Origin of the sequence: Streptomyces sp. NPDC002870, assembly GCF_042888505.1 — a bacterium.
GTDB lineage: Bacteria > Actinomycetota > Actinomycetes > Streptomycetales > Streptomycetaceae > Streptomyces.
This window is the reverse complement of the sequence record NZ_JBIAPW010000038.1, coordinates 66,124-89,340: the sequence shown is the minus strand read 5'-3', so window position 1 is coordinate 89,340 and position 23,217 is coordinate 66,124. Positions and strand designations below refer to the sequence as shown.

Annotated in this window: 19 protein-coding genes; 7 read left to right on the top strand and 12 right to left on the bottom strand. The window is 67.8% G+C overall.

Annotation, left to right across the window (positions count from 1 at the left end; translation table 11 throughout):
- Positions 1-287: 287 nt before the first annotated feature.
- The 3 genes from ACFYWY_RS32465 to thyX form a co-directional block, all read right to left on the bottom strand.
- Positions 288-1,973 carry a ribonuclease J gene (locus tag ACFYWY_RS32465; RefSeq protein ID WP_389193145.1) on the bottom strand — a complete coding sequence of 562 codons (1,686 nt, stop codon included), beginning with the start codon at positions 1,971-1,973 and terminating at the stop codon, positions 288-290.
- A 160-nt stretch (positions 1,974-2,133) separates the two neighbouring features.
- Positions 2,134-3,033 carry a 4-hydroxy-tetrahydrodipicolinate synthase gene (gene dapA, locus ACFYWY_RS32460; protein ID WP_389193143.1) on the bottom strand — a complete coding sequence of 300 codons (900 nt, stop codon included), beginning with the start codon at positions 3,031-3,033 and terminating at the stop codon, positions 2,134-2,136.
- A gap of 233 nt (positions 3,034-3,266) precedes the next feature.
- Positions 3,267-4,007 (bottom strand): FAD-dependent thymidylate synthase, encoded by a 741-nt coding sequence (gene thyX / locus ACFYWY_RS32455; RefSeq protein WP_389193141.1) that lies wholly within the window; start codon positions 4,005-4,007, stop codon positions 3,267-3,269.
- Between the two features lie 184 nt (positions 4,008-4,191).
- Here thyX and ACFYWY_RS32450 point away from each other — a divergent pair, with 184 nt between their 5' ends.
- Positions 4,192-4,431, top strand: coding sequence for a hypothetical protein (locus ACFYWY_RS32450; protein ID WP_389193139.1), 240 nt, complete (start codon positions 4,192-4,194; stop codon positions 4,429-4,431).
- A gap of 94 nt (positions 4,432-4,525) precedes the next feature.
- A complete protein-coding gene (locus ACFYWY_RS32445; RefSeq protein ID WP_389193138.1) occupies positions 4,526-5,074 on the top strand; it encodes a hypothetical protein in 549 nt (182 codons plus the stop codon).
- Here the strand turns inward: ACFYWY_RS32445 and ACFYWY_RS32440 are convergent.
- The 6 genes from ACFYWY_RS32440 to eccD all read right to left on the bottom strand — a co-directional run bounded on the left by ACFYWY_RS32440 (position 5,071) and on the right by eccD (position 12,162).
- A complete protein-coding gene (locus tag ACFYWY_RS32440) occupies positions 5,071-5,529 on the bottom strand; it encodes a hypothetical protein (RefSeq protein WP_389193136.1) in 459 nt (152 codons plus the stop codon). The genes ACFYWY_RS32445 and ACFYWY_RS32440 overlap by 4 nt on opposite strands.
- A 5-nt stretch (positions 5,530-5,534) precedes the next feature.
- Entirely contained in the window at positions 5,535-6,287 is a 753-nt protein-coding gene (gene dapB / locus ACFYWY_RS32435) for a 4-hydroxy-tetrahydrodipicolinate reductase (RefSeq protein WP_389193133.1), read from the bottom strand.
- Positions 6,288-6,332: 45 nt separating this feature from the next.
- A complete protein-coding gene (locus tag ACFYWY_RS32430; protein ID WP_389193130.1) occupies positions 6,333-7,712 on the bottom strand; it encodes a M16 family metallopeptidase in 1,380 nt (459 codons plus the stop codon).
- Positions 7,709-9,925 (bottom strand): polyribonucleotide nucleotidyltransferase, encoded by a 2,217-nt coding sequence (locus tag ACFYWY_RS32425; protein ID WP_389193127.1) that lies wholly within the window; start codon positions 9,923-9,925, stop codon positions 7,709-7,711. Before ACFYWY_RS32425 ends, ACFYWY_RS32430 begins: the two co-directional genes overlap by 4 nt.
- A 280-nt stretch (positions 9,926-10,205) precedes the next feature.
- The gene (gene rpsO, locus ACFYWY_RS32420; protein ID WP_215096097.1) at positions 10,206-10,496 is read right to left on the bottom strand and encodes a 30S ribosomal protein S15; all 291 of its coding nucleotides are present in this window, start codon (positions 10,494-10,496) and stop codon (positions 10,206-10,208) included.
- Positions 10,497-10,662: 166 nt separating this feature from the next.
- The gene (gene eccD, locus ACFYWY_RS32415) at positions 10,663-12,162 is read right to left on the bottom strand and encodes a type VII secretion integral membrane protein EccD (protein WP_389193124.1); all 1,500 of its coding nucleotides are present in this window, start codon (positions 12,160-12,162) and stop codon (positions 10,663-10,665) included.
- 226 nt (positions 12,163-12,388) lie between these two features.
- Here eccD and eccCa point away from each other — a divergent pair, with 226 nt between their 5' ends.
- From eccCa to ACFYWY_RS32390, 5 genes are all read left to right on the top strand, one after another.
- On the top strand, positions 12,389-16,354 hold the full coding sequence (eccCa, locus tag ACFYWY_RS32410) for a type VII secretion protein EccCa (RefSeq protein WP_389193121.1): 3,966 nt from the start codon (positions 12,389-12,391) through the stop codon (positions 16,352-16,354).
- 563 nt (positions 16,355-16,917) lie between these two features.
- A complete protein-coding gene (locus tag ACFYWY_RS32405; RefSeq protein ID WP_389193118.1) occupies positions 16,918-17,502 on the top strand; it encodes a hypothetical protein in 585 nt (194 codons plus the stop codon).
- A gap of 62 nt (positions 17,503-17,564) precedes the next feature.
- A complete protein-coding gene (locus tag ACFYWY_RS32400; protein WP_389193115.1) occupies positions 17,565-18,062 on the top strand; it encodes a hypothetical protein in 498 nt (165 codons plus the stop codon).
- 2 nt (positions 18,063-18,064) lie between these two features.
- Complete coding sequence (locus ACFYWY_RS32395; RefSeq protein WP_389193112.1) at positions 18,065-20,353, top strand: hypothetical protein; 2,289 nt, start codon at positions 18,065-18,067, stop codon at positions 20,351-20,353.
- 101 nt (positions 20,354-20,454) lie between these two features.
- Positions 20,455-20,973, top strand: coding sequence for a hypothetical protein (locus tag ACFYWY_RS32390; protein WP_389193109.1), 519 nt, complete (start codon positions 20,455-20,457; stop codon positions 20,971-20,973).
- Between the two features lie 162 nt (positions 20,974-21,135).
- Here the strand turns inward: ACFYWY_RS32390 and ACFYWY_RS32385 are convergent, their stop codons facing one another.
- The 3 genes from ACFYWY_RS32385 to ACFYWY_RS32375 form a co-directional block, all read right to left on the bottom strand.
- Positions 21,136-21,438: a WXG100 family type VII secretion target gene (locus ACFYWY_RS32385; protein WP_389193106.1), complete on the bottom strand. Its 303-nt coding sequence runs from the start codon at positions 21,436-21,438 to the stop codon at positions 21,136-21,138.
- Between the two features lie 67 nt (positions 21,439-21,505).
- A complete protein-coding gene (locus tag ACFYWY_RS32380) occupies positions 21,506-21,859 on the bottom strand; it encodes a WXG100 family type VII secretion target (protein ID WP_215096089.1) in 354 nt (117 codons plus the stop codon).
- Positions 21,860-21,978: 119 nt separating this feature from the next.
- On the bottom strand, positions 21,979-23,217 hold the full coding sequence (locus ACFYWY_RS32375) for a S8 family serine peptidase (protein ID WP_389193102.1): 1,239 nt from the start codon (positions 23,215-23,217) through the stop codon (positions 21,979-21,981).

Below are 23,217 nucleotides of genomic sequence, written 5' to 3'. Positions count from 1 at the left end.
TCGGGCTTTCCTCCGGGCGCTTCCCTTCGGTCTTGCGTTTCCAACCTTACCAGACTCTTTTTCCATTCCGTTTCCGGTGAGGAATTCGAATCCAGCGGCCGATTGGAGAGGCCTGTTTGCCTTTCGGCTGACCCGACGTTATCAGAAGTTCTGAGTCGGAATTCCCGTCCCGTTCGGGACAGCTTTCCGGGCGTACAAGTACGCCGGGTTCCCGTCGGGCGGAGCCGTAAACCTACTGGAGCGGAGCGCCCCGATGCAAATCGGGGGCTCCGCTCCACGACGACCCGTCAGACCTCGACGACGACGGGGAGGATCATCGGGCGTCGGCGGTAGGTGTCCGAGACCCACTTGCCCACCGAGCGGCGGATCAGCTGCTGGAGTTGGTGGGGCTCCACCACGCCGTCCTGGGCCGACTTGTTGAGGGCTTCCTCGATCTTCGGGATGACGGCGGTGAGGGCCGAGTCCTCGATGCCGGAGCCGCGGGCGTGGATGTGCGGGCCGGCGGTGATCTTGCCGCTGGTGCTGTCCACGACCACGAAGACCGAGATGATGCCCTCGTCGCCGAGGATGCGGCGGTCCTTGAGAGAGGCCTCGGTGACATCGCCGACCGAGAGGCCGTCGACGTACACATAGCCCGCCTGGACCTTGCCGACGATCTTGGCCTTGCCGTCGACGAGGTCGACGACGACGCCGTCCTCTGCGATGACGATGCGGTCCTTCGGGACACCCGTCAGCGCGCCGAGTTCGGCGTTGGCGCGCAGGTGGCGCCATTCGCCGTGGACCGGCATCAGGTTCTTCGGCTTGCAGATGTTGTAGAAGTACAACAGCTCGCCGGCCGAGGCGTGGCCCGAGACATGGACCTTGGCGTTGCCCTTGTGGACGACGTTCGCGCCCCACCTGGTCAGGCCGTTGATCACGCGGTAGACCGCGTTCTCGTTGCCCGGGATGAGGGACGACGCCAGGATCACCGTGTCGCCCTGGACGATGCGGATCTGGTGGTCGCGGTTGGCCATCCGGGAGAGGGCGGCCATCGGCTCGCCCTGGGATCCCGTGCAGACCAGCACGATCTCGTGGTCCGGGAGGTCGTCGAGGGTCTTGACGTCCACGACCAGACCGGCCGGAACCCGCAGATAGCCGAGGTCGCGGGCGATGCCCATGTTGCGGACCATCGACCGGCCGACGAAGGCCACACGGCGGCCGTATTCGTGGGCAGCGTCGAGGATCTGCTGGATGCGGTGCACATGGCTGGCGAAGCTCGCCACGATGATGCGCTTCTGGGCGTTCGCGAAGACCGTGCGCAGGACATTGGAAATGTCCTTCTCCGGCGGGACGAAGCCCGGGACCTCGGCGTTCGTCGAGTCGGAGAGGAGGATGTCGATGCCCTCCTCGCTGAGCCGCGCGAAGGCATGCAGGTCGGTCAGGCGGCCGTCCAGCGGGAGCTGGTCCATCTTGAAGTCGCCGGTGTGGACCGCCATGCCCGCGGGGGTGCGGATGGCGACCGCCAGGGCGTCCGGGATGGAGTGGTTGACCGCGACGAACTCGCAGTCGAAGGGGCCGATGCGCTCGCGGTGGCCCTCGGTGACTTCGAGGGTGTACGGGCGGATTCGGTGCTCCTGGAGCTTTGCCTCGATCAGGGCGAGGGTCAGCTTGGAGCCGATCAGCGGGATGTCCGGCTTCAGCCGGAGCAGGAACGGGACGCCGCCGATGTGGTCCTCGTGGCCGTGCGTGAGCACGATGCCGTCGACGTCGTCGAGGCGGTCCCGGATGGTGGTGAAGTCCGGCAGGATCAGGTCGATACCCGGCTGCTCCTCCTCGGGGAAGAGGACGCCGCAGTCGACGATGAGCAGCCGGCCGTCGTACTCGAAGACCGTCATGTTTCGGCCGATCTCGCCGAGACCGCCGAGTGGGGTGATGCGCAGGCCGCCCTTGGGAAGCTTCGGCGGGGCACCTAGTTCAGGATGCGGATGACTCAAAAGACTCTCCTCACCACGCACGCCACGCACCGCTTCGGCACGTGGCGTACATGACATTCGTGCACTTGCTGTTGTCAGTAATCCGGCCGTTCGGGCCGGTTTTCTTCGCGTATTCAGTTGTGAAGTCTGTGTCTGAAGCCGTTCGGGCCGTCCAGGACGTCTAGAGCTGTACCCCACCGGCCGCGAGGTCGATCTTGAGCTGCGCGGTTTCCGCCGGGGAGAGCTCCACCAGGGGGAGCCGGAGCGGTCCGGCCGGGAGGCCCTGGAGAGCCAGTGCCGCCTTGGTGGTGATGACGCCCTGGGTGCGGAACATGCCGGTGAAGACGGGGAGCAGCTGCTGATGGATCTCGGTGGCCTTCTGGACGTCACCGGTGAGGTGGGCGTCGAGGAGGGCGCGGAGCTCGGGGGTGACGACATGGCCGACGACCGAGACGAAGCCGACGGCGCCGACCGAGAGGAGCGGGAGGTTCAGCATGTCGTCGCCCGAGTACCAGGCGAGTCCGCTGCGGGCGATGGCCCAGCTGGCGCGGCCGAGGTCGCCCTTGGCGTCCTTGTTGGCCACTATGCGCGGGTGGTCGGCGAGGCGTACGAGCGTCTCGGTGTCGATCGGGACGCCGCTGCGGCCGGGGATGTCGTACAGCATCACGGGCAGTTCCGTCGCGTCGGCGATGGCCGAGAAGTGACGGTACAGGCCCTCCTGCGGGGGCTTGTTGTAGTACGGCGTCACAGCGAGCAGGCCGTGCGCGCCGGCGCGCTCGGCGGCGCGGGCGAGCTCGATGCTGTGGCGGGTGTCGTTGGTGCCGATGCCGGCGACGACATGGGCCCGGTCTCCGACCGCTTCCAGTACGGCCCGTACGAGCTGGTCTTTCTCCGCGTTGCTCGTGGTCGGCGACTCACCGGTGGTGCCGTTGATGATCAGGCCGTCATTGCCTGCGTCCACCAGATGGGCGGCCAGGTGCTGGGCACCGGCGAGGTCAAGTGCGCCGTCCGCCGTGAAGGGCGTGACCATAGCGGTGAGGACCCGCCCGAACGGGGTCTGCGGAGTGGAGATCGGAGCCATGGGTAACACGCTACTCGCTGCTCAGTACGCAGTGTCCCCTCGGGGGACGTGATGTACAAGGTGGCAATAGGAGCCCGGCACTGCCTGCTCGGGGGTTCAAGCAGTGCCGGGTCCGTTTGATCAGCCTAGATGAACTTCATGAAATACCGCAATGCGGACACTTCGCCCGGCTGGTCCGTACATCAGTGCTCTACGGGTGCTCTCCGGGCGCTCGGCGGGTCCTCTGCGGGTGCCTACGGGGCCACGCGGCCGTTCGCATTGAAGGCGGCATACGTGAGCGGCATGAGCTTCGCCCACTGCTGCTCCATCTTCTCGCCGACCATTTCGATCTCCCGCTGTGGGAAGGACGGCGTCCTCGCCAGATCGTGCTGAGTGCGCAGGCCGAGGAAGTGCATCAGTGAACGGGCGTTGCAGGTCGCGTACATGGAGGAGAACAGGCCGACCGGGAGGACGGCTCGGGCCACCTCGCGGGCGATGCCCGCGGCCAGCATCTCCTGGTACGTCTCGTACGAGCGGCGGTACGAGTCGACCATGGCCTCCGACACGACCTTGTGCTGCTCCGGGGATCCGTCGATGAAGACGTATTTGCCGGGGCGCCCCTCCTGGACCAGCTTGCGGTCCTGGCCCGGGACGTAGAAGACCGGCTGCAGCTCGCGGTAGCGGCCGGACTCCTCGTTGTAGGACCAGCCGACGCGGTGCCGCATGAACTCGCGGAAGACGAAGATCGGGGCGCTGATGAAGAAGGTCATCGAGTTGTGCTCGAAGGGGCTGCCGTGGCGATCGCGCATCAGGTAGTTGATGAGTCCCTTGGAGCGCTCGGGGTCCTTGTGGAGCTCCTCCAGAGACTGCTCGCCTGCCGTGGAGACTCGGGCAGCCCACAGCACGTCGGAGTCGCCGGCGGTGTGCTTCACCAGCTCGACGGTGACATCGCTGCGGAAGCTCGGCGTGCCTGTCTCGATGGGGGTGTCGGGCACCAGGGGTCCTTCCGGTTGAACGCTTCGGCGGCGCCCACTTTAACGAGGGAACGTCGCGGCAGTCTCGCCGCCCCCTTTGAATATTTCTGGTAACTCGGGCACCAAATGACTGTTTTTGACGTCAGTACCAGTAGAAGTGTCCTGTCACGAGATTCCAACACCAGATTCCAAGGAGAGTGCCCTGATGTTCCGCCGGGGAGAGGCCGTCCCGTTCGCCTTCGTCGCCGAGGCCGACCGCTTCCGCAGTAATGTCACTCAGCCACCGCGCGAACGGCTGAGCGTCTCCGAGCTCGCGGGCCGTACGCTGGTCGGGCTGACCATCGTCTCCGGACTCGTCGGCTCCCTGCTTTTCGGGCTTCCCGCGCTGGACTCCGGCCAGGCGCCGGGGCAATCTCAGAAGTCCGAGGCGTCCGACGGACGCTGACTCGTACGGCCCCCTGGGGTGGTCGGCCAGTAGCCTCCTCGGTAGCCTCACCGGGCACAGCCCAACCGAGTGTGCTGGTGAGTGAGGATCAGTCGTGCCCCTGCCCTTTCTGACGGCCGACCGTGCATTTGGCACGAACGATGACGACGTCGCGCTGCCTTTCGACGACCACGACCACTGGCGGCGCCCGTACCGCCCGGGGCCCTGGCGGGTCGCCGCGGCGGCGTTGGTGCTGCTGCTCGCCTCGTTCGTACTCATCGCTGCGATGATCATCGCGTTCGCCGGTGCGCTGCCGGGCGCGGGCGTGTGCCTAGGTCTGGGTCTCGTACTGATCTTCGCCGCGCTGCGGCTGCTGCGCGCGGGCGTCTGGGTCAGCCGCCACGGAGTGCGAGCCGTGAACTTCTTCTCGACCACCACGGTGCCGTGGAACCGCGCCGCCGCGGTACGCACCGTTCAGCAGCCGGTCCGCTGGCTCGGGCTGCCGCGGACCGTGCAGGGGCAGGCGCTCGTCGTCGTACGGCAGAACGGTGAGCCGCTGCCCCTGCTGACCGATCACAACGCGGACTTCCTGTCGCGCCCCGAGGCCTTCGACCGGGCTGCGGACACGGTCGAGGCCTGGGGCTCGGAGTACCGGGCCGCCTAGGTCGAGGCCGGGACCGGCCTGCCGTCGTGCAGTGCGATCGCCCGCTGCATCGCCTTGCGGGCACGCGGGGTGTCCCGGGCATCGTGGTAGGCGACGGCAAGACGGAACCAGCAGCGCCAGTCGTCCGGTGAATCCTCGGTCTCCGCGCGACGCCTGGCGAAGATCTCGTCGGCCGAGTCGCGGTCGATGCGCCCGCCCGCCGTACGCCTCGACTCGTCGACCGGCAGGCCGCCTTCGGCCTCCAGCTCGCGGGCAAGCCGATGGGCATTGCGCGCGAAGCGTGTGTTGTGCCAGAGGAACCAGACGCCGACGCCCGGCAGCAGGAAGGCCACCGCGCCCATCCCCATCGCGGCCGGCTCACCGGTCAGCAAGAGGAGCACACCCTCCAGCGCCACCACGCCGAAGACGATGACCAGCACGGTGGCGAGGAAGAAGTACGTGATCTTTCCACCCATGGCCGTCAGCCCAGGTCGAGGAAGTGTTCCAGGCCGAAGGTGAGGCCTGGGGCGGACACCACGCGGCGGACGCCGAGCAGGATGCCCGGCATGAAGCTGCTGTGGTGCAGGGAGTCGTGCCGGATCGTGAGCGTCTCGCCGTCGCCGCCGAGCAGGACTTCCTGGTGGGCGAGCAGGCCGCGCAGGCGGATGGCGTGCACCGGGACACCGTCCACGTCCGCGCCGCGGGCTCCGTCCAGAGCGGTGACGGTGGCGTCGGGCTGCGGGGCGCAGCCCGCCTCCGCGCGGGCCGCCGCGATGAGCTGGGCGGTGCGGGTGGCGGTGCCGGAGGGCGCGTCGGCCTTGTTCGGGTGGTGCAGTTCCACGACCTCGACGGACTCGAAGTAGCGCGCCGCCTGCTGCGCGAACTTCATGGTGAGGACCGCGCCGATGGAGAAGTTCGGCGCGATGAGCACACCGGTCTGCGGGGATGCGGCGAGCGAAGTGTTCAGCTGCGCGAGCCGTTCGTCGGTCCAGCCGGTGGTGCCGACGACCGCGTGGATGCCGTGGCGTACGCAGAAGTCGAGATTGCCCATCACCGAGGCCGGGGTGGTCAGTTCGACCACGACCTGGGCGCCGGCCTCCACGAGGGCTTCCAGCTTGTCGCCACGGCCGAGGGCCGCGACCAGTTCCATGTCGTCGGCGGCTTCGACGGCTCGTACCGCTTCCGAGCCGATACGGCCGTTGGCGCCGAGAACGGCCACGCGCAGCTTGCTCATTGCTCTTTCCTTAGGGGTTGGGAGACCGCTTCCAGGAGACCGCTGCTAGGAGACCGCGTCGTGCAGACGGTCCGCCTGCTTGTCCTTGAGGGGGCCGATCACCGACAGCGAGGGGCGGTGTCCCAGCACCTCGTCGGCCACCGCGCGTACCTCGTCGGGTGTGACAGCGGCTATCCGCGCGAGCATGTCGTCGACCGACATCTGCGCTCCCCAGCACAGTTCGCTCTTGCCGATTCGGTTCATCAGGGCGCCGGTGTCCTCCAGGCCCAGCACGGTGGAGCCGGAGAGCTGGCCCACGGCGCGGCCGATCTCCTCGTCCGACAGACCGTCCGAGGCGGCCCGGTCGAGCTCGTCGCGGCAGATCTTCAGAACGTCGTGGACCTGGCTGGGACGGCAGCCCGCATAGACGCCGAAGAGGCCGGTGTCGGCGAAGCCCGAGGTGTACGAGTACACGCTGTAGGCGAGGCCGCGCTTCTCCCGTACCTCCTGGAACAGACGTGAGGACATGCCTCCGCCGAGGGCGGTGTTGAGCACGCCGAGCGCCCAGCGGCGCTCGTCGGTGCGGGCCAGTCCCGGCATGCCGAGGACGACGTGGGCCTGCTCGGTCTTGCGGTTCAGGAGCTCGACGCGGCCGGCGGTGCGGATGCTCCGCGAGCCGTCGCGGGGAGGGGTCGGTGCCGCGTCCGTACGGGACAGGGCGCCGGCCTTCTCGAAGGCCTTGCGGACCTGGCGTACGACCGTGGCGTGATCGACGTTGCCCGCGGCGGCGACGACCAGATGCGTCGGGTCGTAGTGCTTCTTGTAGAAGCGCCGGATGCGGTCGGCGGTCAGCGCGTTGACGGTGTCGACGGTGCCCAGGACCGGGCGGCCGAGGGGGGTGTCGCCGAGCATGGTGTGCGCGAACAGATCGTGCACACAGTCGCCCGGGTCGTCCTCGGTCATCGCGATCTCTTCGAGGATGACGCCGCGCTCGGCGTCGACGTCCTCCTGCAGAATCAGCGAGCCGGTGAGCATGTCGCAGACCACGTCGATGGCGAGCGGCAGGTCGGTGTCGAGCACCCGCGCGTAGTAGCAGGTGTACTCCTTCGCCGTGAAGGCGTTCATCTCGCCGCCGACGGCGTCGAGGGCGGAGGAGATGTCGAGGGCGGAGCGCTTGTGCGTGCCCTTGAACAGGAGGTGCTCGAGGTAGTGCGTGGCGCCGTTCAGGGACGGCGTCTCGTCGCGGGAGCCGACGTTCGCCCAGATCCCGAAGGTGGCGGAGCGTACGGACGGCAGGGTCTCTGTGACGACGCGGAGGCCGCCGGGGAGGACGGTGCGGCGGACCGTGCCGATGCCGTTCTCGCCCTTGAGAAGCGTTTGGGTACGGGCGACGGCCCGCGCCTCCGAAGAGGTGCGGGCCGTCGTCCTGGAACTACGGGACGTCACTTGTCGGTGTCGTCCTTCTGGTCGTCGCCCTCTTCACCCTCGATGACCGGGATGAGGGAGAGCTTGCCGCGGGAGTCGATCTCGGCGATCTCGACCTGGACCTTGGAGCCGATCGCGAGCACGTCCTCGACGTTCTCCACGCGCTTGCCACCGGCGAGCTTGCGGATCTGCGAGATGTGCAGCAGGCCGTCCTTGCCCGGGAGCAGGGACACGAACGCACCGAAGGTGGTCGTCTTGACGACCGTGCCCAGGTAGCGCTCGCCGACCTCCGGCATGGTCGGGTTGGCGATGGAGTTGATCGTGGCGCGGGCGGCCTCGGCCTGCGAGCCCTGGGCGGCACCGATGTAGATGGTGCCGTCGTCCTCGATCGTGATGTCGGCGCCGGTGTCCTCCTGGATCTGGTTGATCATCTTGCCCTTGGGGCCGATGACCTCACCGATCTTGTCCACCGGGATCTTGACGGTGATGATCCGCGGGGCGTTCGGGGACATCTCGTCCGGGACGTCGATGGCCTCGTTCATCACATCGAGGATGTGGAGGCGGGCGTCGCGGGCCTGCTTCAGCGCGGCGGCCAGGACCGAGGCGGGGATGCCGTCGAGCTTGGTGTCGAGCTGGAGCGCGGTGACGAAGGTCTTCGTACCGGCGACCTTGAAGTCCATGTCACCGAAGGCGTCCTCCGCACCGAGGATGTCGGTGAGGGTGACGTAGTGGGTCTCGCCCTCGATCTCCTGGGAGATCAGGCCCATGGCGATACCGGCGACCGGGGCCTTGAGCGGCACACCGGCGTTCAGCAGCGACATGGTGGAGGCGCAGACCGAGCCCATCGACGTGGAGCCGTTGGAGCTCAGCGCCTCGGAGACCTGGCGGATGGCGTACGGGAACTCCTCGCGCGTCGGCAGCACCGGCACGAGCGCGCGCTCGGCCAGGGCGCCGTGGCCGATCTCGCGGCGCTTGGGCGAACCGACGCGGCCGGTCTCACCGGTGGAGTACGGCGGGAAGTTGTAGTTGTGCATGTAGCGCTTGCGGGTCACCGGGGAAAGGGTGTCCAGCTGCTGCTCCATGCGGAGCATGTTCAGGGTGGTGACGCCCAGGATCTGGGTCTCGCCACGCTCGAACAGCGCCGAGCCGTGCACGCGCGGGATGGCCTCGACCTCGGCGGCGAGCGTACGGATGTCCGTGACGCCACGGCCGTCGATGCGGACCTTCTCCTTGATGACGCGCTCGCGCACCAGGGTCTTGGTCAGCGAGCGGTAGGCGGCGGAGATCTCCTTCTCGCGGCTCTCGAACTGCGGGAGCAGCTTCTCGCCGGCCAGCGCCTTGACGCGGTCCAGCTCGGCCTCGCGCTCCTGCTTGCCGGCGATGGTGAGCGCCTGGGCGAGCTCGCTCTTGACCGCGGCGGTCAGCGCCTCGAGGACGTCGTCCTCGTAGTCGAGGAAGATCGGGAACTCGCCGGTCGGCTTGGCGGCCTTGGCGGCGAGGTCCGACTGCGCCTTGCACAGGACCTTGATGAAGGGCTTCGCGGCCTCGAGACCGGCGGCCACGATCTCCTCGGTCGGCGCCTCGGCGCCGCCCTTGACGAGCTCGATGGTCTTCTCGGTGGCCTCGGCCTCGACCATCATGATCGCGACGTCGCCGTCCTCCAGGACGCGACCGGCGACCACCATGTCGAAGACGGCGTCCTCGAGCTCGGTGTGCGTCGGGAAGGCGACCCACTGGCCCTTGATCAGGGCGACACGGGTGCCGCCGATCGGGCCGGAGAAGGGCAGGCCGGCCAGCTGCGTGGAGCAGGAGGCGGCGTTGATCGCGACCACGTCGTACAGGTGGTCGGGGTTGAGCGCCATGATCGTCTCGACGACCTGGATCTCATTGCGCAGGCCCTTCTTGAAGGACGGGCGCAGCGGGCGGTCGATCAGGCGGCAGGTGAGGATCGCGTCCTCGGAGGGCCGGCCCTCACGACGGAAGAAGGAGCCGGGGATCTTGCCGGCTGAGTACATCCGCTCCTCGACGTCCACCGTCAGGGGGAAGAAGTCGAGCTGGTCCTTGGGCTTCTTGGAAGCGGTGGTGGCCGACAGCACCATGGTGTCGTCGTCCAGGTAGGCGACGGCGGAGCCGGCGGCCTGACGGGCCAGTCGGCCCGTCTCGAAGCGGATGGTGCGGGTGCCGAAGGAACCGTTGTCAATGACGGCCTCGGCGTAGTGGGTCTCGTTCTCCACTAGCGTTTTCTCCTCGTCTTCGTCCCCTCGCCCGTGTGGCGGGGGACGGTGGCCGAGAAGCTCTCGTTCTGCGGGCCGGTCTTCGATCGAAGCACCCGGGGCTTGGTTCTCCGGGGGCCACTACCGAGGACCGGCGGCGGCGAGGCGGCTTCTCGTCGTTCGGTATTGCGTTGTTCCGGTATTGCGTTGTGCGACCAGACTAAATGCCGTCCGGTACGTAGCGCACGTACAGCAAAGGGAGCGGCCCCCTGTGAGTGGGAACCGCTCCCTTCACGGCGTCTTACTTCGCGCCGCCGGCCGCACCGCGGCGGATGCCGAGGCGGTCGACCAGCGCACGGAAGCGCTGGATGTCCTTCTTGGCCAGGTACTGCAGCAGGCGGCGACGCTGGCCCACCAGGATCAGCAGACCACGGCGGGAGTGGTGGTCGTGCTTGTGCGTCTTGAGGTGCTCGGTCAGGTCCGAGATGCGGCGGGAGAGCATCGCGACCTGGACCTCGGGGGAGCCGGTGTCGCCCTCCTTGGTGCCGAACTCGGACATGATCTGCTTCTTCGTAGCGGCGTCGAGAGACACTCGGTACTCCTCTTTGTGTTCGATGCGCCCACGAGTGCCCCTGGTCTTGATCTCAGGGGAGCTTCCGTGACTCGGAGGCGAAGGTCCGATGAGCGCAGACCGCAGAGCCCTGAAAGAACTCCGGAGGTCGCGTACACAAACGGCCGTCACACAGCGTACCAGTGTGTCAGGAGGTCATCGCACGGATGGAGTGGTAGACGTCGAAGACCGCGAGGCACAGCGGTACGAGCGTGAGCAGCACGAATGTCTCGGCGATCTCCAGGAAGCGGCCCCAGAAGGGGGTGACCCCCGCGCGGGGCACGATCAGGCCGATCGCGGTGATCAGGGCGGCGACGGCGGCCACGGCGGCAGTGAGCCAGATCGTACGGATGTCGAGCCCGGTGCCGTCGCCCCGCAGGGCGTCGCGGATCAGCGCCGTGGGCGGGTTCAGGCACAGCCCGAGCCCGAGCAGCACGAGTGCGCCCAGTCCGGCCGAGAGGGCGCAGCCCACCTGGGCCGTGTAGCGGAAGAGGTGGGCGCGCATCAGCATGGCGACGCCGGTGGCGAGCGCCAGCAGCTGGCCCCACACATTGTCGGAGAAGCCGAGGACGGAGGAGGCTCCCACAGCCACCAGTGCGCAGCCGCCGACCAGACCGACGAGCAGCTCGTGGCCGCGGCGCGCCTGGGCGGCGATGCGCTCGGCGTCGACGAGCCCCTGGTGCTCGGGTTCGGCGCCGTAGCCGCCGACGGCGGTGCGGGGCGGCTCGAAGCCGATGGGGAGGCGGGCGAAGCGGGTGGAGAGGCCAGGCAGGAAGGCCAGGGCTCCCACCGCCAGCGGGGCGCAGACCGCGGCGGTCTCGGCGGGCTGGAGCTTGGTCAGGATGGCCACGAAGGTCACCAGCAGACCCACCGAGGCGGCGAAGACGAAGGCGACGAAGGGACCGTCGCCGCCGGGGGCGACGATCGTGAGAATCACCGACCACACCAGGACGGCGGCGCAGGCGAGCAGGACCTGGAGCTTGCCGACCCCCTGCCCGTCCGCCAGGGGCAGCAGTCCGGCGCCGGAGACGGCCGCGTTCGCCATTGCACCCACGCCGAGGGCGACGGCCGAGCCCCGGTCGGCGTACACCCGGGCACGCACGCCGGCGAGCGCGAGCAGCAGTACGCCCGTGACGGCGGCGAGGATGCCTGGAAGTCCGTGCATGTCGTGCCGCGGGTCCGACGTCCACAGCACGAAGGCGAGCAGGACCAGCAGGATCGACCCACCGAAGAGCCCGGCGCCGCGCATCAGGTCGTCGGTCCACAGCGTGCGGTCGCGGGCAACGGCGGACGCCACGGCGTCCGAGACGTCGTCGAAGACCGCCGGGGGCAGCGACTCGGCGAAGGGCCGCAACGACAGCAGCTCACCGTCGAGGATGCGCTGGGCGGCCAGGGAGCGGGCGCCGTCGAGCACGGTCCCGTCGCGTCGCACGAGGTGGTAGCCGACCGGAGCGCCGGGCGCGGGGCTCTGACAGGACAGGCGCAGGACCTCCGGGTAGAGGTCCGCCACGGGGATGTCCTCGGGCAGTGCCACGTCAACGCGACCGTCGGGGGCGACGACCGTCACCCGGCAGAAACCGGTGCCGCTGCTGGACGGCGTCGCAGGACCGGGCTGACCGGTTCCCGCGGCCACCGCTGAGGCCGTCATACTCACCTGCTGCATCCCCTCGTGATGTTCCTGGAACGTGGTCCTGGCCTTGCGCTCCGAATTGACCCCATTTTTGCGGAAGTTCACGGCCGCGCAAACACGTCGCGCCACCCTACCGCCCACCCGTCGGCCCTGGCGCAAGTAGGATCCCTCCCCGCGGACGGAACCCGTCGCCACGGGGGCGCCGATAGGAACATTTCCGTCCGGCAAGGGAATTGGTGAGCTTGTGAGTCAGATCGTCGTCAAGCGCCCACCACGGGCCCTGCCTTCCGAGGTACCCGGCGAGCAGGTGCAGCTGCAACCCCCGCCCGAACTGCCCAGAGGGCAGCAGGAGGGCGCGCTGATGCAGCTGCTGCCGATGCTGGGCATGGGCGGTTCGGTCGTCTTCTTCTTCATGACCCCGAATCCGATCATGCGGATCATGGGCATGGTGATGATCGCGTCGACGGTCGCGATGGCGATCGCGATGCTGGTCCGCTACCGGCGGGGTACACAGGGGCAGCTTGCCGATCTTCGCCGTGACTACCTGAAGTACCTGACGCAGACGCGGCGCACGTTGCTGCGGACCGCGCGGCTACAGCGCGATGCGCAGTACTACCTGCACCCGTCGCCCGAGCAGTTGTGGGCGCTCGTCGCCGAGGGCAGCCGGGTGTGGGAGAGGCGCGTCAGCGACGACGACTTCGGGCAGGTGCGCATCGGTCTGGGTAGCCAGCAGCTCGCCACCCCCCTCATCGCACCTGACACTGCACCCGTCGACGAGCTGGAGCCGCTCACCGCGGGCGCGATGCGGCAGTTCCTGTCGGCGCACAGCAATCTGGACGGCCTGCCCATGGCCGTGTCGCTGCGGGCCTTCTACCACCTGACGGTGAGCGGCGAGCCCAACTCCGTACGCTCCACCGCCCGCGCGATGATCGGCTCGCTGGCCTCCCTTCATTCGCCCGAGGACCTGGTCATCGCCGTCGCCGCCGACCATCAGGCCGCGCCGCACTGGGAGTGGGCGAAGTGGCTGCCGCACGCCCAGGCCACCGGCCCCGCCGACGGCGCGGGCAGCCGTCGCCTCATCGCCGCGGACTTCCGTGACCTGGAGGACATGCTCGCGGGCCGCCTCGAGGGCCGGCCCCGCTTCCAGGGCAGCGCTCACCCGCTGCTGGACCAGCCGCATGTCGTCGTCGTGCTCGACGGCCAGTCCGTACCTTCCACGTCCGCGTTCGCCGCTGCCGAGGGACTGCAGGGCGTGACGATCATCGAGGTCGTCCCCGGTGAGGTGACCGGGGCGCGGGGCGGTCTGTCGGTCGTGGTGCACCCCGACTCCCTGCAACTGGAGTCGGGACACGGGCTGGTGTACGACGGGGCTCCCGACCGGCTCAGCATCGAGGCCGCCGAGGCGCTCGCCCGCCAGCTCGCGCCGCTGCAGGTGGCCACCGGCGGTGACGACGACGAACCGCTGCTGGCCAACCTCGACTTCACGGATCTGCTGAATCTCGGTGACGCGGCGTCCGTGGACGTCGCGCGCACCTGGCGGCCCCGGTCCCAGTCGGAACGGCTGCGCGTCCCGATCGGCGTGGGTGAGGACGGCGCCCCGGTGATGCTGGACCTCAAGGAGGCTGCGCAGGAGGGCATGGGTCCGCACGGCCTGTGCGTAGGCGCGACCGGTTCCGGAAAGTCCGAGCTGCTGCGGACGCTGGTGCTGGGCCTCGCGGTCACCCACTCGTCGGAAACGCTCAATTTCGTCCTCGCGGACTTCAAGGGTGGCGCAACCTTCGCCGGTATGTCGCAAATGCCGCATGTCGCCGCGGTGATCACCAACCTCGCGGACGACCTGACACTGGTGGACCGCATGGGCGACTCCATCCGCGGTGAGCTCAACCGCCGCCAGGAGATGCTTCGCGACGCGGGCAACTACGCCAACATCCACGACTACGAGAAGGCGCGTGCCGCGGGAGCCCCACTCCAGCCGGTCCCCTCGCTCGTCATCGTCATCGACGAGTTCAGCGAACTCCTCACCGCCATGCCGGACTTCATCGAGATGTTCGTCCAGATCGGCCGTATCGGACGGTCGCTCGGCGTCCATCTGCTGCTGGCCTCACAGCGGTTGGAGGAGGGGAGGCTGCGCGGTCTGGAGACGTATCTGTCGTACCGCGTCGGTCTGCGTACCTTCTCCGCGGCCGAGTCCCGCGCCGCGATCGGTGTGCCCGACGCGTACACCCTGCCGAACGTCCCCGGTTCGGGCTTCCTGAAGTACGGCACCGACGAGATGGTCCGCTTCAAGGCGGCGTACGTCTCGGGCGTGTACCGCACGAACCAGCACGCCGCCGTGCCCGGAGGCCCGCTGCCCGTCGACCGGCGGCCCGTCCCGTTCACCGCGGCCCCGGTCCCCGTCCGCTACGTCGAACCGACCGCGCAGCCGCGCATCCCCGACGCGCGGACGCAGGAGGACGACGCTCTGGCCGACTCCGTCCTCGACGTCATCGTGCGCCGGCTGGAAGGCCGCGGTGCCGAGGCCCACCAGGTGTGGCTGCCGCCGCTGGACAACCCGCCGCCGCTGGACGAGATCCTGCCGGGTCTCGCCGAAGTGGAGGGACGCGGACTGACGCAGCCGGGATTCGAGGGCGCGGGCAAGCTCGTCGTCCCGCTGGGCGTCGTCGACAAGCCCTTCGAGCAGCGCCGTGATGTGCTCTACCGGGACTTCTCCGGGGCGGCCGGCCACATGCAGATCGTCGGCGGCCCGCAGTCCGGCAAGTCGACGCTGCTGAGGACCCTCATCTCGGCCTTCGCGCTGACGCACACGCCGCAGGAAGTGCAGTTCTACGGGCTGGACTTCGGTGGTGGCGGCATGTCGTCCATAGCGGGCCTGCCGCACGTCGGCGGGGTAGCCTCGCGCCTGGACCCCGAGCGCGTCCGCCGCACCGTGGCCGAGGTCTACGGCATCCTCTCCCGGCGCGAGGAGTACTTCCGCAGCGCCGGAATCGACTCGATCGCCACGTACCGCAGGCTCCGCAGCCGCGGTGAGATCTCCGTGTCGGACCAGCCGTGGGGCGACGTCTTCCTTGTCATCGACGGCTGGGGCAACTTCCGCACGGACTACGAGGGGCTGGAATCCGCGGTCGTCGACATGGCGGCGCGCGGGCTCGGCTACGGCATCCACGTGATTCTCACGGCATCCCGGTCGATGGATGTGCGCTCCAACATCAAGGACCACCTGATGAACCGCCTGGAACTCCGTCTGGGCGACACCATGGACTCGGAGGTGGACCGCAAGCTCGCGATCAACGTGCCGGCGGGAGTCCCCGGTCGCGGTCTGGTGCCCGAGAAGCTGCACTTCATGGCGTCGGTGCCGCGCATCGACGGCATCCAGTCCGACAGCGACCTCTCCGAGGCGACCACCGCGATGGTGCAGGAGGTCAGCCGCCACTGGCCTGGCCCCTCCGCCCCGAAGGTGCGTCTGCTCCCGCGCGAGCTCCCCGGGCACCAGCTTCCCGCAGGGTTCGCCGAACCCCGGCGCGGAGTGTCGTTCGCGATCGACGAGAACAACCTGGAGCCCGTGTTCGCCGACTTCGGCCGTGACCCGTTCTTCCTGGTGTTCGGTGAGAGCGAGTCCGGCAAGTCGAACCTGCTGCGCCTGCTCATCAAGCAGTTGACGGAACGGTACGACGGCAACGCCGCCAAGTTCTTCGTGATCGACAACCGGCGCGCCCTGCTCGACGTCACCCCCGCCACGCACTTGGCCGAGTACGTGCCGATGTCCAACAACATGGACCATCACGTCGACGCGCTGGCGGACCTGATGCAGCGCCGTGCGCCGTCCGCCGACGTCACGGCACAGCAGCTCCGCGACCGGAGCTGGTGGCAGGGCCCGGACGTCTTCGTGGTCGTCGACGACTACGACCTCGTGTCCACGTCGAGCGGCAACCCGCTGGCCAAGCTCACGGAGCAGCTGCCCTTCGCGCGTGACGTCGGTGTCCGCTTCATCATCGCGCGCAACTCGGCGGGAGCGAGCCGCGCGGCGTACGAGCCGTTCCTGCAACGGATGATGGAACTCGGCGCACAGGGCCTCCTGCTCTCCGGCGACCCGCAAGAGGGGGAGGTGCTCGGCGTCCGCATGCGGCCGATGCCTGAGGGGCGTGGCATTTTCGTGTCACGCCAGCGGGGGAAGCCGCTGGTGCAGACAGGGTGGCTGGGGGATCCTCAGTGACCGCGCGCACCCGGCGTGCAGTACCTGGCGCCCTCGGCTCTCCCCTGCCGCCGGAATGTGGCGGAGCAACGCGGCACGACAACCGTCGCCGGACGCACCGGTTCCTGGCGGCCGAAGGGGCGCCGTGTGGTCCGGGAGCCCTTCCGGGCACCGCGGCAGGAAGGGCGTAGCGGCGCCGTGCGAGCGACAGCAAGGAGACGCGTTCTCGTCACGGCGACCAACTGCGCCGCTGCCGGCGGCGTGTTCCTCGAAGCAGTGGACTTCCCCGATCGGCTGCCACGGCTCACGAAGCCATGACACGTCGTCCGTCAGGGTCGTGGAGCGCCTGTCACCGAGAGGGGCGGCTCCCGGGCCCAGGTCGCACCGCCGAAGCCGACGCACACGCGGCGTTGCAGCTGCTCTGGCCCCGTGACGCACACAAGAAGCACGCGACGCCTCACGGCCCGCCGCGCAGAGGCTGGGCGTCCACGAACGCCCGGCGCGTGCCCGCACTGGCGGCCGAAGGCCGTCGGCCGTCGGCCGTCGAGCCGCGGTGGGGCCGCCCCGAGAGAGGAATCAGGAACATGACAGGATTTGCAGTGTTCATGGTGATCTTCGGCGTGGCGTTCATCGCGCTCGGCCTCGCCGATCACCGGGCGATCTGGTGGCGGTTCCAGGCACGGCGGCACGCCGACCCTGCCGCTGCCGAGCCCTCCGACGCCGGGTTCCTCGTCCAGCGGCTGTTCTGTTTCGCGGCGGCCGGCCTGGCGTTCTACGGTTCCTGGACCAACTTCCAGCTCAACGACCGGGACCGGCCCGACGGGGCCGGTCAGGCGGAAGTGCTGGAGCGGACCGTCGCCGTGGCGGAGTGGATGGACGGCTCGAGGATGTCCCCGGTGTTCGACCCGGACGACGGCTCGTGGAACGAGCGCATGGACCCACAGCTCGACGGACCGGAGAAGGACGACCCGACAGCCAGTCTGGTGTGGCGTTCGGGCGAGCTGGAGCCGAAGGGCAACGTGGAGCACTACGAGGTGAGCAGTCCGGACGGCACCACCTGCCTGAAGGTGACGGCCGGGCCGTCGCCCGAGCAGCCGGTTCCGGAGGGCATGACGCCGATCTACTTCGACCTGCGCGCCGACGCCTCGGAGGGCCCCTGCACAAAGTGAGCACAGGAACCGCAAACACTTCCTCTTGAAGTGCCAGGTGAAGAACCGGAAAGGTGTGGCAGATGGCGTGGGACGAGTGGGAACAGCTCAAGACGCAGGCAGCCGGGCGTCAGTCGGAGCAGATGCAGCTGAACCGGGTACCCGACGAGGGCGGCGGAGGCGGAGGCACCTACGGCGACCTCACGGCTTCCGAAACCGATCTCGCGAAGATCGGCGCCAACGCGTTCAAATTGTTCAACCGTTTGTACGACGAGGCGCGTGTGGCCGGCCCTAGCAGCTCCAAGTCCGCTGAGGACCTCAAGACCCAGGGCTTCGAACTCGGCGCAGGGCTCGCCCACGTAGCCAAGCGATGGGACGAACAGCTCGGCTCCCTCCGGGACGCCTGCTCCCACATCTCGAACCACATGCGGGTGACCAAGAAGATCCACAAGGACGACGAGCACTACATCACCGGGCAGCTGAGCAGCATCGCCGCGCTGGACAGCGGATTCGACGAACGCGTCGGACAGCCGGGCGAGAAGAACCCGATCTACGGCGAGAAGAAGAAGGACAAGGACTAGTCATGGATCTTGAAACCCTTCGTTTCGCGAAGTTCGGCCTTCTCGACGAAGCCGTCACCGACTGGACGACCCTGATCGGCAAGCTGGCAAGCCTGAAGGAGGACGCCGACGATGGGCTCCGCGAACAGGCGAACAAGGCGAACTGGACAGGCGAGAACGAGAAAATTTCCAAGCAGTTCATCGGCAGAACAGCCGGTGAGTTCGCCGATGCGCACACCCAGGCCACGTCGATCCGCAACATCCTGAGGGACACCTGCAGCGAGCTGAAGGACTACCAGACCAAGGTCAAGGACGCGATTGAGCGTGGGCTCAAGAAGAACCTGACCATCGTCTCCACGGCCAACGGCGGCTTCACGGTCACCATGAACATCCATCCCGACCGCGCCGCAAAGGGAACGAGCGTCCCCAGTCACACCGAGGCGGACGTGACGGCCCTCCGGGACGAGGTGCAGAAACTCCTCGACGGCGCGACCCAGAGCGACAGCTCGGCGACCAAGGTCCTCAAGGCGCTCGTCGACCAGAGCAAGCTCGGCTTCTCCGACGCCAACTACGCGAACCGGGACGCGGCCGCTGACGCGCTCAAGGAGGCCGACGACCTGGCCAGGATCGCGAAGAAGAATCCCGAGGACCTCACGGTCAAGGAATTCGACCAGCTGAACGCCGGCCTCAAGAAGTATGCCAACGACGACCTCTTCGCCGAGCGGTTCGCCACGAACATGGGCGGCAAGGGAACGTTGGAATTCTGGGCCGACCTCAACAAGCCCATGGTCAATCCGGAGCTCATGCACGAGCGACGTGACCAGCTGGACGACCTCCAGAAGAATCTGAGCCTGACACTGGCGACCGCCAGCCAGAGCGACACGGCCGCCATGGAGACGTGGAAGCGGGACGTCGTCGCCTTCGCCGACAAGCCGCTGGAGAAGAACGGCGGAATGCCATTCGGCGGTCAGGTCATGAGCAACCTGATGCGGTGGGGCGACTACGACGACAAGTTCCTGAACGAGTACGGCAACAAGCTCGTCCAGGCGGAGAAGAAGCTCACCCACAACGGCGCCCATGTCGCCTGGCAGCCCATGGGGATGGATCCGCAGCTGAACCACACGGGCACCGACACCGGCTGGGACCCGATGACCGGCTACTTCAAGGCTCTCGCCAACAGCCCCGACGCGGCCACCGAGTTCTTCGGCGACACGTTCGTCACGAAGGACGAGGACCACGACTTCAAGGTGGAAGGCAAGGACGACAAGCGGTCTCTCAGCAACTTCGAGTACTTCTTCGAAGAGCGCGACTGGCCTCATGACTACGACAAGGACCGCGAGGAGAGCATCGCGGGTCGCAACAACCTGGCGATGGCGCTGGAGGCCGCGACGACCGGTCACCCGGCGGGCGAGAAGCCGACGGCGGACCTCCCGCCGCACTCGGACGCCCAGGCCAAGCTGATGGCGGACATCGTCGCGTCCGTCGAGGAGGACCCCAAGCGGCTCACGGACTACGCCCACATGTCCGACAGCATGGGGCAGATCGCCTCGGAGTACCTGCCCGACATCAACCGTGCCCTCGCGGACGACCCTCACGGGAACACCGAGAAGCTTTTCCCCCTGGCGGGTGCCCAAGCCGACCTCGACCACAAGGACGTCACAGCCTTCCTGATCACCGTGGGACAGAGCCCCGACGGCTACGCGGCCATCGAAGTCGGCCAGAAGGCCTACATGGCCGATCTCATGGACTACCACCTCAACCCCGACCTGCCTGCGGACCAGCGTTATCCGCACTCGGCTCAGGAGACGATCGAGACGATCACCCGGCGTTCCGGTGAAGTCAGCGGATCGCTGGCCATCGGCATGCAGGAAGCCGTCCTGGGCCCGGCCGCCGAGAAGGCGAAGGAGTTCTCCGACTCGGTCGCCCAGCAGAAGAACGCGGTGTCCGGGGCTGTCGGGACCGGCATCGGCGTCGGCGTGAGCTTCATCGCCACACCGATAGGCGGTGCGGTGGCCGGCGGTGTCGCAAGTACGGTCAGCGGCATGGTCCTCGAGCACATCTTCCAGCAGTCGGAGACCGACGTACTGACGGAAGCCAGCAAGGATGCGAGTGACCTGTGGGAGAAGAGCAGGGACCTGAGCGCGGAGCACGGCCAGATGGCAGCCATCAACGCGGCCAAAGCACACGGGCTTCCCGATCAGGGCAAGGTGGCGGACTGGGCCCTGACCGGCCGCGACAACGGTTTCAACGACGCCGCCACTAATGCCCAGGCCATGGCGGACCATCTCACCACGGAGGTTCCCTCCTCATGACACACGGCAGCATGCATACGAATCCAGGCCAGGCTGAGGACACCCCGTCGCCGGCTCCGGCTACGCGACGGCGGAGGACACGGCGTCAGCTATCTGCTCTCGTGGCGGCCGCCCAGCTCGCGCTGGTACTCACCGCCTGCTCGCAACCGGAGGAGAAGCGGTCCTTCACCTTGCCGCCGGACCTCTGCGGCACCCCGGTGGCTGCCACCGCGCTGGACGCGGTTCTGCCCAAGACCGGCAAGACCCTGAGCACGCGCGCACAGTCGCGAGAGGTGGGCGCTACACACTGCCGGGTCGTCGTCGATGACACGGCAGTGATCAGCGCCATCTCCGAGTGGCAGGTGGACCCCTCGGTGAAGAAGGCGGCCCACATCAACCCGTACCTCGACCTCGACGAGTACACCAGCGAGGACGGGACCTACATGTGGTCCGGACGAGGCGGCGTGCGCCGCATCCCGTGCCCGGTCGCTGCCAAAGAACATCCCGAGCGGAACAAACTCTTCATCAGAATTCTCATCCACGACGAGAAGCTCTCGAACGCCGACGCGGCCAAGGGCCTGCTGCTCGCCTACGCGAAGTCCGTGGCCGATTCGGCGGACTGCAAAGCGCCCGCGTCATGAGAGCGGGCCGCGTCCTTCGTACCTGAGCAAACAGCAGAGACCCCGGGAGCCGCCTGTGCGGCTCCCGGGGTCTCTCGCTCGGAACGGACGAACGGTGGGCACCCCTCGCGCGTGCCCACCCCCGGTCAGCGTCCCGATGCGCCGGCTTCGGCCGGAAACGCCTCAGGCGAAGTAGCTGGCGGCCTTCTTGTCGCCACCCATGTAGTCGCCGCCCGCGTTCGCAACGACCTGGCCGATCTGCATGAGGGCGCGGTGGATATCCGCAGCTTCCTTGTCCCACTTCACCTGCTCCTGGACGTAGGCGTTGTGCGCCTCGCCCTCCCAGCCGGCGGCAACGGTGGCCATTGCGGTCTTGATCTCCCGCAGGTCCTCTTCGAGCTTCTTGGCCTGGTTGCCGAGCGTGGTCGCCGCCACGTCGAGGCCGTCGTACTTGACGACGAGCTCGTCTCCCGAGTTCATACCCATGATTCCCTCAATTCACGTTTTGTGGTGACTCGACTTCTGCGTGCCGAGATCGAGTGCGCCCAGCGGTTCAGAGGCCGCTGATGCCGGACTTCGGAGCGGCGTTGGTGCCGACACCGAGGTCGACGTTGATGGCCTGCACGGCAGCGCGGACATCATCCTCCGTGCCGTCCTTGATCTTCCTCGAGCTGCTCATAGCCTCGAGGAACTTCGCAAGGATGTTGCCGAGACCCACCATCGAGGTGTTGATCTCCTGCTGCTTCTTGTTGAAGGCCCCGGCGCCGATACCCTTCCACTGGCCCTCAAGGCTGTCGATCGTGCCCTGAATCTGCTGGAGCTGGCCCTTGATCGAGTTGAACTTCTCGAAGAGCTGCTTCTCGAGCTGGATGACTTGCTGGTCTGAAAGCCGCTGGCCCTGTGACACGGTTGCGTTTCCCTTCTGAACTACTGTTGTGACTGGTTGCGTTGAGCCTCACCAGGTAGCGAGGTGAAGCACAACGTGACGTGAAGGTCTGAACGGGCCTTTGTGGCCCGGCCGTTCGGTCAGGCGTTGCCACGCTTCCGTACGGCAGCGAAGGCTCCGCCTCCCACCACCACTGCGGCGGCGATCACGCCGATGACCCATCTGGGCAGGCCGCTGTCGTCCGAGGCGTCGGAGCCGGGCTTGTCTGCCGGGGCTTGTGACGAAGCTGGTGCAGCGGGGGCGGGTGAAGCGGAGGACGAGTCGCCGCCGGAACTGCGGCCGCCGACCTTGGTGTTGGTGAGCGGGCTGAGGCCCGGGTCGCCGGGCTTGCCCAAGCCGCGGTTGATGTGGGCGCCGGGACGGACGATGCCGTGGCCGAGGTAGTTGCTCACCGTGCCCTCCTTCCAGTCCTCGCCGCGTCCTGCGGACTCGAACATGACCCGGAGGACCTGGTTCGCCGTCCACTCGGGGTGGACGGACCAGATGAGGGCGGCGGAGGCGGCGGCGATGGCGGAGGCGGAACTGGTGCCTCCGTCGCCGTCGCAGTAGCGAGTGAGACTCTCGTCGCAGTACCCGGGGATCTTGTTACCGGGTGCGGCAATGTCGACGAAGTCGCCATGCGTGGAGTAGGCCGCTACCGCACCATTCCGGTCGGTTGCTCCTACCGCGACGGCTTCTGGGTACGCGGCCGGATAACTCGGCTTGTTGCTCTTGTCCCCCAGGTTTCCCGACGACGAGAAGAGCAACTTTCCCTTCGATTGCGCATACTTGGCTGCCTCCCGAATCGAGGAATTGTAGTACTCGCTGCCGAAGGAGATATTGATGATCCTGGCTTCGCTGTCCGCCGCGGCCCGGATCGCCTCCTCCTGGTCGAAGGCGTTCACCTTCTCGTTGTTCTGCAGCTCTGTGTTGCTGATTCGATAAGGGATCACCTTGGCGCTGGGTGCCAGGCCTTTGAGGCCCCCGCCAGCCCCCGTGCCGACGATGAGTTCGGCCATCGTCGTCCCGTGGCCCGAGTAGTCATCCGTCTCGTCGCCCTCCGCCTCGGCGAGGTCCTCGCCTTTGAGGACCTGGCCTTTGAGCGACGGCCTGGACGGATCGACGCCGGTGTCGATGACAGCGACGGTGATGCCCTTGCCGGTCGAGGTCTTCCAGATCTCCTGGGCGTTCATGGCATCCAGGTACCACTGCTTCGACTGTGCATCCGCACCGAGCGCCGCCGGGGCAGCACCGACGAATCCGCTCGTCAGCGCTGCCACCGCAGCCACGGTGCCGAGGGCTCGCTGCAACCTGCGCCCGTCGATCGTTCGTGCCGTCAT

What these genes read in the sequence shown, in the direction of transcription:
- ACFYWY_RS32400 (WP_389193115.1), top strand. Translation starts at nt 17,565, where the DNA reads ATGGCGTGGGACGAGTGGGAACAGCTCAAGACGCAGGCAGCCGGGCGT.
- dapA (WP_389193143.1), bottom strand. Translation starts at nt 3,033, where the DNA reads ATGGCTCCGATCTCCACTCCGCAGACCCCGTTCGGGCGGGTCCTCACC.
- ACFYWY_RS32375 (WP_389193102.1), bottom strand. Translation starts at nt 23,217, where the DNA reads ATGACGGCACGAACGATCGACGGGCGCAGGTTGCAGCGAGCCCTCGGC.
- eccD (WP_389193124.1), bottom strand. Translation starts at nt 12,162, where the DNA reads ATGACGGCCTCAGCGGTGGCCGCGGGAACCGGTCAGCCCGGTCCTGCG.
- ACFYWY_RS32385 (WP_389193106.1), bottom strand. Translation starts at nt 21,438, where the DNA reads ATGGGTATGAACTCGGGAGACGAGCTCGTCGTCAAGTACGACGGCCTC.
- ACFYWY_RS32405 (WP_389193118.1), top strand. Translation starts at nt 16,918, where the DNA reads ATGACAGGATTTGCAGTGTTCATGGTGATCTTCGGCGTGGCGTTCATC.
- ACFYWY_RS32450 (WP_389193139.1), top strand. Translation starts at nt 4,192, where the DNA reads ATGTTCCGCCGGGGAGAGGCCGTCCCGTTCGCCTTCGTCGCCGAGGCC.
- ACFYWY_RS32395 (WP_389193112.1), top strand. Translation starts at nt 18,065, where the DNA reads ATGGATCTTGAAACCCTTCGTTTCGCGAAGTTCGGCCTTCTCGACGAA.
- dapB (WP_389193133.1), bottom strand. Translation starts at nt 6,287, where the DNA reads ATGAGCAAGCTGCGCGTGGCCGTTCTCGGCGCCAACGGCCGTATCGGC.
- ACFYWY_RS32440 (WP_389193136.1), bottom strand. Translation starts at nt 5,529, where the DNA reads ATGGGTGGAAAGATCACGTACTTCTTCCTCGCCACCGTGCTGGTCATC.